The organism is Sporosarcina ureilytica (assembly GCF_001753205.1).
Classification (GTDB): domain Bacteria; phylum Bacillota; class Bacilli; order Bacillales_A; family Planococcaceae; genus Sporosarcina; species Sporosarcina ureilytica.
The window spans coordinates 1329267-1345091 of record NZ_CP017560.1; the positions used below are offsets into that span (position 1 = coordinate 1329267).

The window sequence follows — 15825 nt, forward strand, 5'->3', positions numbered from 1 at the left end:
CGACTGAGGAGGCTTACCGCCGGCCCCACGGAAAGCGTCCGCCCGGAACGGAAATCAACATTATTAAGGTTAATCTCAAGATAGTAATTGAATTTTGAAATTAAATGAAAAAGAAATATTACAGATACAAAGAAATACCCAGGATTAATAACAGTGGACCAAAGAAAATTAAGTAACTGATTGGATTGCCAAAGTTTACCGTCCAACCAACACCAAATCGTTTTTCTATAAAAATGGAAGGGTCATCTTTGTTCACATAAATCACGCCAAGCTTCCAATATTGATCATCGTCAAAATTTGTAATCCCTTCTACTTCTTCTTCTGTAATTTGAACATCGAGACGTGCACCGCCTTGACCCACTTTAAAAGCATAAACTGCAGTCATTCCAAAAATAATAATGATAAATGCAATCGGCAGAGCGAGTACAATAGCGGTTCCGCCGATATTTTCATGTATCGTCATTAATTGTAAAAAAGCAAATAAGATTGTTAGAAGAAGGGCTGTTGCAAATAAAAGCCAACTGGAATACTTTCGAAAAGCTAGCTGTTGGGCCCGTGATTTCTTTTTGCGATTCGCTTGGATTTTAATGCCAGATCTTTTAGTTAATTCGTTAATTCCGACCATCATCCCTTGCATAATGAGTAAAATAAGTAGGAGAGCAATTGCCGAAAAAGGTGTTTTCTCAGTAAATGCATCGGGTTGACCATCGATCCCCCAGTGCGTTGGGATAAGTTCAGGTAAACTTGGATAATGAATCGTTGTGTAAATAATCAGCCCAATTGTTATGACCATGGGCAAGAGAAAAATTGTAAAAGGTAACATTTCATCAGCGGTTCTGGCAGCAATATCAACTAATCGAACTTGTTTTAAATTTGCTCCCCATTGATTTTCCGTTTTTAACTTTGAGGTTTTGGCGTGGAAAACAAAGTATAAAGCCATACTTAAAATCAAAATAGCAAATTGAATTGCAACGCCGCTTATCATCATTTTCTCTTCAAGTGGTTTGGCGTTCATTGCCCATATCATAAATGCGGTAATCGTTAGAATTCCGATAATGAAGACTATGGATGCATACATTTTTTTATAAAAAAGAAGTTTTTCGTTTTTTGTATAACCATTTGGGATGGTTACACCGAAAACGATTGTTGGTTTTAATAAATAGGGAATAGCAGCCTGGATTATGATAATAAAAGTAGCTATAGCTAGTAATAAAGCAATTGTCATTGATCTCCCTCCTTGATACTTATCATGATGTCTGAAGAAAGTTGATGAACCTGTTCTTCTGTTAAACCATTCGCGAGTAATTCTGCCATCATTGGACGTATTAGATGAGTGAATTGTTGAAGTTTCGCTTCGTCTACTGTTCGCTGTTGAACAATGGTTCCTGACTTTGGAATAATTTGTACAAGACCTTTTTTTTCAAGTTCACGATACGTTTTATTCACCGTATGCATATTTATCCCAAGATCAGAAGCAAGAGCGCGCACGGACGGTAAAGTATTTCCCGTTTGGAGCGTCCCGTTTGCAATTGCTTCTATTAAGCCATTCATTAATTGGATGTAAATGGGTACTTCCGAATCCATATCTATTTCAATAAACATACGATCCCTCCTCTGAACGCCTAAAAATCAATTTCGTTCGGCCTTCTATACTCATAACTTTTATGCGAAAGTGTTATATGTTTATTATAACACTTTCGTCGGATTTATTCTATAATAAAAAGGCCCTCACTTTTTGAATGAATCTCAAAAAGTGAGGGCGTTTATTGTTATTCACTTAATTCGGAAATCGTGACGAATTGAAAGTCGTTTTCCGCTAAATAAGCGAGAACAGCGTCAAGCCCATCAGCGGTCGATGTGTGAATATCATGCATGAGAATAATGCTGCCGTCTCTCGTGTTTTGTTTTACATATGAAAGCAGTTGACTTGCATTTCTGTGTTTCCAATCGAGTGTATCAACGTCCCATAAAATCATTGATAAGTCTGTTAGGTTTAATACGTTGTCATTAAAAGCACCGTATGGGGGACGAAAAATTTCTGGTTTTTGACCTGTTACTTCTTCGATAATCGTAGTAGTTCTATCAATTTCACTTGCGATTTTATCATTATTCGCCTTTGTTAAATCAGGATGCGTCCAAGAGTGGTTACCGAGTTCGTGCCCGGCTTCGTGAACGCTTTTGGCAATTTCAGGATAATATTCAACCCGGCTACCTAGCATGAAGAAGGTGGCTTTTGCATCATATCGCTCCAACGTTTCTAATATCCGTGTTGTCACTTTCGGGTCGGGACCGTCGTCAAATGTCAGGGCAACTCTTTTTTGCTTGGGAATTTCTTCATGCTCCACATTATTGTTTCGAATCTCTTTATTCTTTGTAGCCTCCTGTTGATTAATGGCTGATTGAGCTGTGTTCGGTTTTTCTGTCTTTTCCTCTACGATTAAAGCTTGAAGAAATTCTGTAAGTAAAGGATTGATCGTTTGATAGGGAATCGCAACGATTGGAATCCCTGCCTCGCTGTTTGCCAGTTTATTATATTCGAAATAAAAGATAATTTCATTTTCTGCTAATGCGAAGTTTTGAAAGTTTTCCCAAATGGGTTGTGTGTGAATGGCTACTTGCTCAGGTAATAAATGATTGATAAGTGCTTCATCTTGATAAAGGCGTTCTTCTGTGAGCTGTGAGATTTCCAGCAGATGTTGTAGATGATAATCGAAAACATGTTCAATTGTAATGCGGTCACCAGTATCAGGGTTTAGTCGGAAAGTGTGAATGCTGATTTCGCCTTCGTTGTCGCCGATGTATTCATTTTTTACGATTACAAAAGAATAAATTCCATTATGTTCAAAGGTTTCAAATGAAATGTTCAATTCACTTGGAAATGTTTGGTGATTTTGTTTGTACGCTGCTATGTCAGTTAAATAATTGTATTTTAATGTTTTTATGTATTTTTTTACTTCATCATTGAATTGAATATGTTTGCTTTGTGGATATTGAATGGCAAACGGCGCATTCAGGTCGTTTGAAATTTCCGTAACGATTTTAATGCCGGAAAAACTTGATTCAATTTCATCAATTGTTGATGGAATCGTATCAGTGACTGAAAGACTGGATGTTGCTGATGTGCTGCTATTTAGAAAAACAAATAAAAAATAACCGAAGCAAAGAACTAATACGATGGTCATGCAAGTAAGCATAATATCGAGCAAAGGAAAGCGCTCTGTGAACTTTGGTTTTTTCATACTGAAACTCCTTTTTATACTTTCATTCATCAAATGGGTGTTTTTGACTAATGAAACAGTTACATTGAATTTTTTGTCGAATTTTAGCGCCTATCTACTATTGAAGTATACTAGATATATGCAGTCATTCCAATCATTATTGGTAGTGTTTATTATAGAAGTAACACTTTTTTTGATTAAATAATTATGGTATAATGTCAACATCTCAATTTATGAAAAATATTTGTGACAAATATAACAAGGTGGTTTGAAAAATGGAAAAAGGCACATATCGGGTTCTTTTATTTTACAAATATGTAACGATTGAAGATCCTGAAACAGTTGTTGCTGAGCATTTAGAAGCATGTAAGGAAATGGGATTAAAAGGCCGAATTTTTATCGGAACAGAAGGAATCAACGGGACTTGTTCAGGAACAGTTGAACAAACGCAAGCATACATGGACATGATGAATGCCGATGAACGTTTTAAAGATATTGTCTATAAAATTGATGAAGCGGATGGTCATACATTCAAAAAAATGCATGTGCGTGTTCGCGAACAAATTGTTAATTTAAGCTTAGAAGACGATATAAATCCAAATAAATTAACAGGGAATTATTTAAGCCCAGCAGAATTCTTAGAGAAAATGCAAGATGAGGATGCTGTCATTATCGATGCTCGAAACGATTATGAATTCGACTTAGGACATTTCCGTGGAGCCATTCGTCCAGATATACGAACGTTTAGAGAGCTTCCAGATTGGATTCGTGAAAACAAAGAACAATTCGAAGGCAAGAAGATTTTAACGTATTGCACGGGCGGTATTCGATGTGAGAAATTCTCAGGTTGGCTCGTACGAGAAGGTTTTGAAGATGTTAACCAACTTGAAGGCGGAATTGTTTCTTACGGTAAAGATTCTGTGGCAAAAGGTCAATTATGGGATGGGCAATGTTATGTATTTGATGAGCGAATCGCTGTCCCAGTCAACCAAGTAGAACATGTGATTGTTGGTCGTGACCACTTCGATGGTGAGCCATGTGAGCGTTATGTAAACTGTGCGAATCCTGAATGTAATGCACAGATTTTATGCTCGGAAGAAAATGAACATGTATATATGCGCAGTTGTACAGATGAGTGCCGTGTACATCCACGAAACCGTTACTTTACTGAACATAATATGACTGTTGAGGAATTTAATGCGCGTCTTGCAGAAATTGAACGTCGCCGTGGGAATGAACTTATTTCAACGGAAGGTTAAAACTAGTTTTTTACAAATGACTGCGTTGATTCTTTTATAAACATGAAAGAAATAAATGAGATCGTTTAGATGGAAAATATCCCGTCTAAACGATTTCTTTTTGAATGAATAGGATAAGATTGTTATCCGAGCGTATAGATGGAGATTTGATAGTGAAACGCTTGTTGATAATTAATTCAATCAGATTGCTATTTCAAATTCTTTATGTTGTCATATTTTCATTCTCAATCGAAGTCTAAAAGTGGTATACTAGTTGCATTCAAATGTAAAAATGGAGGATTTTTGTTTATGCAATGGAGAAATATATATCGCGGTTTCTTTATCGGAATTAGCGATCTCATTCCTGGCGTGAGTGGGGGAACAATCGCATTCATCTTAGGAATTTATGAACAATTACTAACTGCAATTAGCGGTTTCTTTAGTCGGGACTGGAAAAAGCATATTGGATTTTTACTGCCGCTTGCGATCGGAATGGGTGGCACATTATTGATTTTCAGTCGACTGATTGAATACTTATTAAAAAACTATCATGCACAAACACAATTTTTCTTTCTAGGGCTCATTATTGGTGTGGTGCCTTTTATTTCAAAACAAGTCAATGTCAAAAAGAATTTTAAGCTTGGACATTATTTACTTGTCATTATTGTAGGGGCTGCGCTTGCATCACTGGCGTTTGTAAGCCCACAAGATTATGGAACAATTACGAAACTAACCTCTTCTAATGCGCTCGGTTTATTCCTAGCGGGTTGGGCCGGAAGTATGGCGATGCTATTGCCGGGGATTAGTGGTTCATTTATCTTATTATTACTCGGTGTATATTCGACTGCAATTAGTGCGTTATCGAATTTAAATCTACCAATTATTATAGTAATTGGCTCGGGTGTAATTGTTGGATTTATTGTCAGCAGTAAGGTGATTCGTTATTTACTTGAACGATTCAAGTATGGTACATTTGCTGTCGTGATTGGGCTTATCATTGGATCAGTATTTGTAATTTATCCTGGATTACCTAAGGATGGCACATTTTTAATGATGAGTTTGCTTACATTTTTTATTGGCTTACTTGTCGCGAGTTTATTTAGCTCATTCGATAATAAATCATCGATATAATTTAGATACTTACAAAGTTAACGTGTGAATACGATTTGCTTCGTGTAATTGAAGAGTTACGCGAGAAGGAAGAGTCAATGTTTGAAAAACGCCTAGTGATTAGGCGTTTTTTAAATTGGCTGAATGAAGATGGTTAAGAAAAACGGAAAAATTGATAGAGAAATAGGGCAGCAATTTGTGCTACACTGAGGTAAGAAATGATGTCGATTGTTGTAGAAAATAAATGTTAAATCGCGATAATTTAGTTAAATGAAAGGGGAGGAGTGGACTTTGCTAATAAAAGCAACAGAGGTTTTACGAGATTATTTTGGATATGACTCGTTTAGAACAGGACAGGAGCAAGTCATTGAAAGTGTTTTGCAAGGGAAGGACACGCTATGTGTGATGCCGACTGGCGGAGGAAAATCACTTTGTTATCAAGTACCAGCACTTGTGATGGAAGGAACTGTGCTTGTCATTTCACCGCTCATTTCATTGATGAAAGACCAAGTAGATGCACTGAAAGAAGCAGGGATTTCAGCGGCTTATATTAATAGTACAATGACTTCAGAAGAATACCAGGAGACAATGGAAGCGACGATTCGAGGAGAGTATCGTTTATTATACATTGCGCCTGAGCGACTTGATTCTCCTTCTTTTACAAATCGTTTGCAACTTATGAACGTGCCAATTGTGGCCATTGATGAAGCCCATTGTATTTCTCAATGGGGCCATGATTTTAGGCCGAGCTATCGAAATATCCGTAAAATGGTTTCTCTTTTTCACGAAAAGCCGGTTGTTCTCGCATTAACGGCAACAGCAACACCAGCCGTTCGGGAAGATATTTGTTCACAACTGACAATTGACGAAGAAAATACAGTCATGACAGGATTCGAGAGAGAAAACTTAACTTTTTCAGTGATTAAAGGCCAGGACAGAGAAAAATTTGTCATTGATTATGTAAAGAAAAATGAGGGCGAAGCGGGAATTATCTATGCGGCAACGAGAAAGGCAGTCGATCATCTGTATGAAGTACTTTCAAAACGTGGTGTACCTGTAGGAAAGTATCATGCAGGTCTGTCTGACATAATGCGTCAAGAAGGTCAAGAACAGTTTTTAAATGATGAAACGTCCGTCATGATTGCGACAAATGCATTTGGAATGGGAATCGATAAATCCAATATACGGTATGTGATTCATTACCAAATGCCACGTAATATGGAAAGTTATTATCAAGAAGCTGGACGTGCTGGACGCGATGGGTTAAAAAGTGATTGTACATTGTTGTTTTCATCGCAAGACGTGCAAACGCAACGCTTTTTAATCGACCAATCATTAGATGAATCGAGAATTCCGATGGAGTTACAGAAGTTACAGTCAATGGTCGATTATTGTCATACTGAAGTTTGTTTACAGAAGTTTATCATTCAATACTTTGGCGAAGAAGATGTATCCGATTGTGGTAGATGTGCGAACTGTACAGATACACGGGAAAGCTTAGACGTGACCGAAGACGTACAGAAAGTATTATCTTGCGTAATTCGGATGGGCCAACGATTTGGTAAAACGATGATTGCACAAGTATTAACAGGATCGCGAAATAAAAAAGTGAAAGATTTCGGATTCGATAAATTAACGACGTATGGCATTTTAAAAGGTAGAAGTGCAAAAGACGTCTCTGATTTTATTGAGTTTATTATTTCGGAAAACTATTTGGGGGTTGAACACGGTCAATTTCCAATTATTTATGTGGCAGAGGCCGGAAAAGATGTTTTAACAGGCAAGCAGAAAGTGTTTCGCAAAGTATCTGTCGTCACGAAACAAATTACGGTGGACAATCCGTTATTTGAAAAACTTCGTGCATTACGCCGTCAATTAGCGCAAGACGCTGGCGTTCCTCCGTTTGTTGTCTTCTCAGATAAATCGTTACATGATATGGTAAGTCGCATGCCAACGACTGAAGAGGCGTTTTTAGAAGTCAATGGTGTGGGGCTTACGAAGTTGGAAAGATACGGCGAGCCATTTTTGGAGGAAATTCAAGCCTATCAAAATGAGACTGTATCGACTACTTGATAGCGGGAAAAAATGAAGTAACTAAAATAAAAATCCGTTTGCATTCTATGAAATTTTGAATGCAAACGGGTTTTTTAGTTTAGAGGTATATGGTATTAAAAGTTCGCAAAGTATTTTAAGAAGTAAGCAACGTTTCAGGAAAGTACGCAACGTCTTCATGGAAGTAATCAACGCTTTAAGAAAAGTTCTCAACGCTGTCAGAACAGTATGCAACGTAATCGAAAGTACGCAACGTCTTCATGGAAGTAATCAACGCTTTAAGAAAAGCTTTCAACGCTTTCAGGAAAGTATGCAACGTAATCGAAAGTACGCAACGTCTTCAGGGAAGTAATCAACGCTTTAAGAAAAGTTCTCAACGCTGTCAGAAAAGTATACAAGGTAATCAAAAGTACACAACGTCTTCATGAAAGTAATCAACGTTTTGGGAAAAGCTCTCAACGCTATCACATAAATAAAAAAACAGGTGAGGAATAAAAATACACTCCTCACCAGTTGTATTATCGATTATCAATTTTCTCCGGATTCATATCATGATTCATCAACCGATGTTCAGCCATTTGCTCAAATTTTGTGCCTGGCTTTCCGTAATTGCAATAAGGATCAATCGAGATGCCGCCACGTGGGGTGAACTTGCCCCACACTTCGATATACCGCGGGTCAATCAGTTCAATTAAGTCATTCATAATAATATTGATGCAATCTTCATGGAAATCACCGTGATTCCTAAAGCTAAATAAATATAGCTTCAGAGATTTACTTTCAATGATTTTTTTATCCGGAATAAAGCTAATATACAATGTTGCGAAATCCGGTTGACCCGTTTGTGGGCATAGTGTTGTAAATTCCGGACAATTAAATTTCACGAAATAATCCCGATGCGGGTGTAAACTATCGATAGCTTCTAAGACGCTAGGATTATAAGAATAAGCGTATTCTGTATTTTGATTGCCAAGAAGGGTTAAGTCATCTAATGATGATTGCTCTCTTGTAGACATAAAAAAACCTCCCATTTTAATTGGAACGTGGGAGGTTTGTAACGATTCAAATCGCAACGTATAGTTTTTTATAGAGGGTCGCTATAAACCTCTCCCGGTCAATTATTTATTTTCAAAGTAAAACATTAGCCTATCGTTTGTATATTGTCAACAGACTTTTTCTGCGTCATGCCGAAAAGCGCATAGGCGGCAATAGCAAGAAGGAGAATGCCTGTTAACATAAATGATCCTTTAAACTGCAAATCTAAGAATCCAATGACACTCGAACCTGCAACGGTACCAATTGAAAAGAATGCATAAAAATAACCGTATGCTTTTCCGCGAAATTCGGGTGAGGAAGAATCGATTAACAATGAGTTGATCGATGGGAATAAAAATGCAAAACCAACTCCATAAACAATCATAGCCCCGTATAACAGGGTTAACTCTTCGAATTGGCTTAATAATAACATGCTAACCCCCATGAGGGATATGCCAAATGCAAGTGTAATAATTGGACGTGCATGGTCAAAGATGCGGTTGATGGGTAGTAAAAAGATTAACACAGCTGTAAAACCAAATGCGCTTAGTAACATGCCGCTCGTTTTGGCATCAAAGCCAAGCGCCACAACTTTAAGCGGTAAAACAAGTGCCAATACCCCTTGTGAAAACATAAGGAAGAATGCACCCGCAAAAGCTCGAATCATACCTGAAGATTGAAATAAATGTCGAACTCGAGTTTGTGTTGCTTGATTGCCCGATTTTTTCTTCGGTACAAAATTAAACGAACGCAATGCGAGCATCGCGATGATCGCAATAACGAACATAATTGTCCCATTGATTGCCATTACGAATGCGGTACTCGTTTTTGCACCAACGATCCCGCCATAAGCTGGCCCGATAATGGCAGCTAATCCAACGAAAGCACCGGATATCGCCACGCCACGTCCACGTTTCGTTTTTTCAGTACGATTCGCAAGAAAAGTAAAAGCAGCCGGTACAATGAGACCTTCCATAAAGCCATGTAAAAAACGAATTCCTAGTAAACTAATAGGATCCGCAATGATAGAGTAAAGAAATAAAGAAATAGCGGTGGCAAACAAACCTATTACGAGAATGATAAATGGTCCACGCTTATCTGTCATAAAGCCGGAAAGTACATTTCCAATCATATTCGTAAATGAATAGAGTCCTACCGCTAAGCCCGTAATAAAAGGCGTCGCACCTAGTGAATCAGCGAATGGACTCATAATCGGTAACTGTGAAAATAAATCTAAAAATGAAATAAACACAATTAAATAAACAAAATTGCGCAATTTAATAAGCCTCTTTTCATGTGAAATACATTACTTTTACTTTAACATTGTTTATGCTTAAGATGATATGGAAAAGTATTGATTTTCATCTGATAATTAATATGTAAAAAGGAGAATGGGACATGACAGAAAAAATTAGAATTGGCATTGCAGGATACGGAAATTTAGGCCGGGGGGTTGAGTCTGCAATTTATCAAAATGAAGATATGGAACTAAAGGGTGTATTTACTAGAAGGAACCCGGGAGATGTAAACCTAATAAACGAATCAGTTCCTGTTTATGCACTAAATCGTATAGAAGATTTTAAAGAGAAAATCGATGTACTTATTTTATGTGGAGGCTCAAAAAATGATTTGCCAGAACAAGGACCGATGTTAGCCGAGCATTTTACAACGATTGATAGCTTTGATACACACGCGGACATCCCAAAACATTTTGATGCGGTGGATAAAGTCGCCAAGCCCAATAAAAAGACAGCGATTATTTCAGTAGGATGGGACCCAGGTTTATTTTCAATGAACAGATTATTCGGGGAATCTGTGTTAGCGGAAGGCACTACATATACATTTTGGGGGAAAGGGTTAAGCCAAGGACATTCCGACGCGGTTCGTAGGGTTCCAGGCGTGAAAGGAGCCGTTCAATACACCATTCCGAACCCGGAAGCAGTTGAACAAGTGCGAAGTGGATCCCTGCCCGAATTAACGACGCGTGAACAACATACGAGAGAATGCTACGTCGTTCTTGAAGAAGGCGCAGATGCAAAAGAAGTAGAGCAGGCAATCGTTACAATGCCAAATTACTTCACCAACCACGACACAACAGTCCATTTTATTTCTGAAGAAGAACTAAAACGAGACCATGCTGCAATGCCACACGGTGGATTTGTGATTCGTAGTGGAAAAACAGGTGAGGGAAATAATCAAGTGATTGAATATGCATTAAAACTAGAGAGTAATCCAGAGTTTACAGCGAGCGTTTTGGTCGCCTATGCAAGAGCGGCGTTCCGTTTAAATCAAAATGGCGACTATGGGGCGAAGACAGTCTTTGATGTGGCACCAGGATTACTTTCGCCGAAAAGCGCGGCTACACTACGTAAGGAATTGTTGTAAGGGAAAGTTGAATAGTAAATGTTTTGAAAACGAGCTCCAATTAGAATATACTAAATAAGCTTAACTACTTAGGGGGTCGAAAAATTGACGAAACTAGACGAAACATTGACGATGTTAAAAGAATTAACAGATGCAAAAGGCATCCCAGGAAATGAGCGCGAACCACGTGAAGTAATGAAAAAATATATAGCACCATTTGCTGATGAAATTGAACAAGACGGCTTGGGCTCTTTAATCGCAAAGAAAACAGGCGATGAAAGCGGACCGAAAGTGATGGTTACAGGACACCTTGACGAGGTTGGCTTTATGGTCACGAAAATAGACAATAAAGGATTTCTTTCATTTCAAACAGTTGGCGGCTGGTGGTCCCAAGTAATGCTAGCCCAACGCGTAACAATTGTTACACGTAAAGGTGACACAGTAACGGGCGTTATCGGTTCAAAGCCACCGCATATTTTATCGCCAGAAGCACGAAAGAAGCCAGTTGACATTAAAGATATGTTCATTGACGTCGGTGCTACTTCTAAAGAAGAGGCGATGGAGTGGGGGATTTTACCAGGCGATATGGTTGTTCCTTATTTTGAATTTACTGTGATGAATAATGACAAGCACCTTCTTGCCAAAGCATGGGATAATCGGATTGGTGTTGCAATCGCGATAGACGTACTTAAAGGCTTGAAAGAGGAAAAACATCCGAACGTTGTCTATAGCGTGGGTGCTGCACAAGAAGAAGTTGGCCTGCGTGGTGCAAAAACGGCTGCAACAAAAATCCAACCTGATATTGGTTTTGCGGTAGATGTCGGCGTTGCTGGTGACACACCTGGAATTTCAGAGAAAGAAGCGACAGGAAATATGGGAGACGGTCCACAAATTTTACTGTTTGACGCATCCATGGTGTCTCATAAAGGGTTACGTGATTTAGTCATCGATACGGCTGAAGAAAAGGGCATTCCTTATCAATTTGGAACAATGTCTGGTGGCGGAACAGACGCAGGTGCTATCCATATTTCAAATAATGGCGTACCATCCTTAGCAATTTGTATTCCAACTCGTTACATTCACAGCCATGCCGGAATTTTACACCGTGATGATTATGAAAATACAGTGAAGCTTCTCATCGAGGTCATTAAGAAATTAGACCGTGACACAGTTAATTCAATTACATTTGAATAAATATCATAATAAAAATGTCCAAACAATCATTGTTTGGACATTTTTTCTTTTTGATTTATAAGATTTTAAATTATTGATTAAGTTATAATAATTCACTTGACTTTATAAATATACACACATATACTATTTTATACAATCAAAAATAAGTAGAGGATGATCGATAATGGTGCAATTAAACTTACTGGATAATGATATTGAAGCGGATTTAAAAGGTCGGGATTTATTAAGTTTGCTAGATTTTACGAGTGAAGAAGTCGTTTTTTTCATTCAGAAAGCCGTTGAAATGAAGAAAGCAAAGGAAGAAGGTAAAGAAAATCTACCGCTCGTAGGGAAGACACTCGGAATGATTTTTGAAAAAAATTCAACGCGAACGAGAATATCATTTGAAGTAGGGATGATTCATCTAGGCGGTCATGCGATTTATATGAATGCGAAAGAATTACAACTTGGCCGCGGGGAATCGATTCATGATACAGCGAAAGTGCTATCTGAATTTGTGGATGGTGTAATGATACGTGCCAATTCACATGAAGATGTAAAAGAGTTAGCAAAATATTCATCAATTCCGATTATTAATGGTTTAACGGATGTTTATCATCCGTGCCAGGCGTTGGCTGATTTACTGACGATTTTTGAAGTGAAAGGAACTTTTGAAGGTAAAAAACTCGCTTATGTAGGGGATGGAAATAATGTTGCCCATTCATTAGTTGTCGCCGCGGCACATGTAGGTATGGACGTGGTCGTAGCTACACCGAAAGGCTATGAATGTGACGATGCGATTATTCAAAAGGCAAAGAAAATTGCAGAGCAGAACGGGAGTCTTTTTGAGCTAACGAATGATCCGATAAAAGCTGTAACCGATGCCGATGCGATTTATACAGACGTCTGGACGAGTATGGGGCAGGAGGAAGAAACTGTACAGCGACTTAAAGACTTTAAAGATTTTCAAATTAACGATGCATTAGTCGCCAACGCGAAAGATGATTATATGTTTTTACATTGTCTACCTGCTAATCGCGAAGAAGAAGTTGCGACGTCTGTCATTGATGGTCCAAACTCTTATGTTTTTCACCAAGCGGGGAATCGACTGCATGCACAAAAAGCTGTTTTAGCAGCATTACTATAAGTGCATCCAAAGTATTGGAAAAGTTTCAAATGGTATGATTTTAAAATCTTGAAGTTTATGATGAAGTAGTCTATACTATAAGTAAGTTAATAGTACTGGTTTGAGTCATTGAGAGACCTCTCGGAGACAATTGTGTACGCAATTGTCTTCCTTGAGGTCTCTCTTTTTTGTTGATTGTTCTAAACGAAGAAAGGGGATTAATAAAATGATAAATTTTTCATCTTTAAATAGGGTAGAAACATTGAACAAACTTGAGTCAGAGGAATTTGACCTCATTATAATTGGCGGCGGGATTACAGGTGCTGGAATTGCATTAGATGCAACAACACGAGGATTAAAAACAGCACTTGTTGAAATGCAAGATTTTGCCTCAGGAACATCCAGCCGCTCTACGAAACTTGTACACGGAGGATTACGTTATTTAAAACAATTTGAAATAAAAGAAGTAGCTGAACTTGGTAAAGAACGAGCAATAGTTTATGAGAACGGCCCCCATGTGACGACCCCCGAGTGGATGTTACTACCTTTTCATAAAGGAGGCACGTTTGGAAAGTTCTCGACATCATTTGGCTTGAAAGTGTATGACTTCCTTGCTGGAGTTAAGAAGTCAGAGAGAAGAAAGATGCTTACGAAGGAAGAAACAATGAAAAAAGCGCCGCTCGTAAAAAAAGAAGGGCTATTAGGCGGAGGCATTTATGTAGAATATCGAACAGACGACGCACGATTAACGATTGAAGTCATTAAGGCCGCCGCGCAAAAAGGGGCAACGATTGTTAATTATGCGAAGGCACAAAGATTTATATACAACAATAAGAATAAAATTGCCGGTGTAGAAGTTGTAGACAAACTCACAGGAAAAAAGACAGAAATAAAGGCAAAAGCGGTCATTAACGCAGCTGGTCCCTGGGTAGATAAAGTAAAAGCTATTGAAGGCGGAGAAAGTAATAAACATTTAATTTTATCAAAAGGTGTTCATGTTGTATTTGACCAAAGCGACTTCCCTCTCCAACAAGCAGTCTATTTTGATACACCGGATAAACGCATGGTGTTTGCAATTCCGAGAGATGGGAAAACGTATGTAGGTACAACGGATACTTTTTACGACGGAGACCCGAAAGTGATGCAAATAACTGAAACTGATCGGACTTACATATTAGATGCGATTCATTATATGTTCCCAAAGTTAAAATTAACAGAACAACATATTGAATCGAGTTGGGCGGGCGTCAGACCACTTATTCATGAAGAAGGAAAAAATCCTTCGGAAATTTCGAGAAAAGATGAAATATGGGAGTCGGAAACAGGACTCATTACGATGGCAGGTGGAAAATTAACAGGTTATCGTAAAATGGCAGAAACCGTTGTTGATAAAGTAACAGATAGATTGAGTAAAGAGGGAAACATGCACTTCAAGCCATGTACCACTAAGGAAATGCCGATATCTGGGGGAGACATAGGCGGTTCTGCAAATATGGCAGTTTTTCTTAAGAAAAAAATAGAGCTAGGAAAAAGTATAGGGCTGACAGAAGAAGAAAGTCGGAAATTAGCCGTATTATACGGAACCAATGTTGATCTAGTATTTTCATTTATAGAAAAAGAGGAATCCGAACTTCCAAGTGTCTTATATGCACAACTTCTTTATGCGATTCACCATGAAATGGCAGTAAAACCGGTTGATTTCTTTATTCGTAGAACTGGAGACTTACTATTTAATATAAAACTGGTAAACTTATGGAAGGATCAAGTAATCGAAGAAATGACAAAAATATTCAACTGGACTGAGCAGGAACGTACACAATATACAGAGGAACTGGAGAAGGAAATTATGTGGGCGACAACTGTGGTCTAGTAAAATAACTTGAACATGTTGAGAGATATCCTAAATGAAAACTGAAGAAAGGTGAATCTTTGCCATGCCATTTCAAAAACAAAAAATATTACCAGCAGCTCGGGATATTAAAAGTTTTGAACAGTTATTACAAAGTGATTATGAATATATTGTTTTATTAGAAGTCCATATTAGCCAATTAAAAAATCTTAGGGAACTAGCGAATCAACATAAAAAGAAGCTGATTATCCACGCGGATCTCATTCAAGGGTTAAAAACAGATAATTATGCTGCAGATTTCTTATGCAATGATATTAAACCAGGAGGCATTATTTCCACTCGCTCTAATATGCTTCTGAAAGCAAAAGCAAAAGGAATAATTGCGATTCAACGAATGTTTTTATTAGATACAATAGCGCTTGAAAAGAGTTATTCACTCATTGAAACAACCCAACCAGATTTTATCGAAATGCTGCCTGGTGTAATTCCAGAACTCATCAGTGAAGTATATGAACGGACCGGAATACCTATTATTAATGGTGGATTAATTAGAACGATGTTGCATGTGGAGGAAGCATTATCAGCAGGAACAGTTGCTGTTACTACTTCAGATAAAGAATTATGGGAAAATATTAATAATAAGTTGACGGATTAAGGAAT

Annotated in this window: 13 protein-coding genes; 8 read left to right on the plus strand and 5 right to left on the minus strand. The window is 38.0% G+C overall.

Features of this window, described 5'->3' with window-relative positions:
- Nucleotides 1-118: 118 nt before the first annotated feature.
- From BI350_RS06735 to BI350_RS06745, 3 genes are all read right to left on the minus strand, one after another.
- Complete coding sequence (locus BI350_RS06735; protein ID WP_075527393.1) at nucleotides 119-1225, minus strand: DUF1648 domain-containing protein; 1107 nt, start codon at nucleotides 1223-1225, stop codon at nucleotides 119-121.
- On the minus strand, nucleotides 1222-1602 hold the full coding sequence (locus BI350_RS06740) for a GntR family transcriptional regulator (protein WP_075527394.1): 381 nt from the start codon (nucleotides 1600-1602) through the stop codon (nucleotides 1222-1224). Before BI350_RS06740 ends, BI350_RS06735 begins: the two co-directional genes overlap by 4 nt.
- Before the next feature lie 167 nt (nucleotides 1603-1769).
- Nucleotides 1770-3239: a polysaccharide deacetylase family protein gene (locus BI350_RS06745; RefSeq protein WP_168157254.1), complete on the minus strand. Its 1470-nt coding sequence runs from the start codon at nucleotides 3237-3239 to the stop codon at nucleotides 1770-1772.
- A gap of 254 nt (nucleotides 3240-3493) precedes the next feature.
- Here BI350_RS06745 and trhO point away from each other — a divergent pair, with 254 nt between their 5' ends.
- The 3 genes from trhO to recQ all read left to right on the plus strand — a co-directional run bounded on the left by trhO (nucleotide 3494) and on the right by recQ (nucleotide 7639).
- A complete protein-coding gene (trhO, locus tag BI350_RS06750; RefSeq protein WP_075527396.1) occupies nucleotides 3494-4477 on the plus strand; it encodes an oxygen-dependent tRNA uridine(34) hydroxylase TrhO in 984 nt (327 codons plus the stop codon).
- A gap of 288 nt (nucleotides 4478-4765) precedes the next feature.
- Nucleotides 4766-5587 (plus strand): DUF368 domain-containing protein, encoded by an 822-nt coding sequence (locus BI350_RS06755; protein WP_075527397.1) that lies wholly within the window; start codon nucleotides 4766-4768, stop codon nucleotides 5585-5587.
- A 270-nt stretch (nucleotides 5588-5857) separates the two neighbouring features.
- Nucleotides 5858-7639, plus strand: a complete 1782-nt coding sequence (gene recQ / locus BI350_RS06760; RefSeq protein ID WP_075527398.1) for a DNA helicase RecQ — start codon at nucleotides 5858-5860, stop codon at nucleotides 7637-7639.
- Nucleotides 7640-8136: 497 nt separating this feature from the next.
- On the opposite strand, the gene queF is transcribed toward recQ, so the two are convergent.
- Together queF and BI350_RS06770 are read right to left on the minus strand one after the other, a co-directional pair.
- Nucleotides 8137-8634 carry a preQ(1) synthase gene (gene queF / locus BI350_RS06765; RefSeq protein WP_075527399.1) on the minus strand — a complete coding sequence of 166 codons (498 nt, stop codon included), beginning with the start codon at nucleotides 8632-8634 and terminating at the stop codon, nucleotides 8137-8139.
- Nucleotides 8635-8759: 125 nt separating this feature from the next.
- Entirely contained in the window at nucleotides 8760-9929 is a 1170-nt protein-coding gene (locus BI350_RS06770) for an MFS transporter (protein WP_075527400.1), read from the minus strand.
- Between the two features lie 122 nt (nucleotides 9930-10051).
- Here BI350_RS06770 and BI350_RS06775 point away from each other — a divergent pair, with 122 nt between their 5' ends.
- The 5 genes from BI350_RS06775 to BI350_RS06795 all read left to right on the plus strand — a co-directional run bounded on the left by BI350_RS06775 (nucleotide 10052) and on the right by BI350_RS06795 (nucleotide 15820).
- Nucleotides 10052-11038: a diaminopimelate dehydrogenase gene (locus tag BI350_RS06775; RefSeq protein WP_075527401.1), complete on the plus strand. Its 987-nt coding sequence runs from the start codon at nucleotides 10052-10054 to the stop codon at nucleotides 11036-11038.
- An 84-nt stretch (nucleotides 11039-11122) separates the two neighbouring features.
- Nucleotides 11123-12211, plus strand: coding sequence for a M42 family metallopeptidase (locus BI350_RS06780; RefSeq protein ID WP_075527402.1), 1089 nt, complete (start codon nucleotides 11123-11125; stop codon nucleotides 12209-12211).
- Nucleotides 12212-12374: 163 nt separating this feature from the next.
- Nucleotides 12375-13337 (plus strand): ornithine carbamoyltransferase, encoded by a 963-nt coding sequence (argF, locus tag BI350_RS06785; RefSeq protein ID WP_075527403.1) that lies wholly within the window; start codon nucleotides 12375-12377, stop codon nucleotides 13335-13337.
- Between the two features lie 205 nt (nucleotides 13338-13542).
- Entirely contained in the window at nucleotides 13543-15186 is a 1644-nt protein-coding gene (locus BI350_RS06790) for a glycerol-3-phosphate dehydrogenase/oxidase (protein ID WP_075527404.1), read from the plus strand.
- 64 nt (nucleotides 15187-15250) lie between these two features.
- Nucleotides 15251-15820 (plus strand): glycerol-3-phosphate responsive antiterminator, encoded by a 570-nt coding sequence (locus BI350_RS06795; RefSeq protein ID WP_075527405.1) that lies wholly within the window; start codon nucleotides 15251-15253, stop codon nucleotides 15818-15820.
- Nucleotides 15821-15825 lie beyond the last annotated feature (5 nt).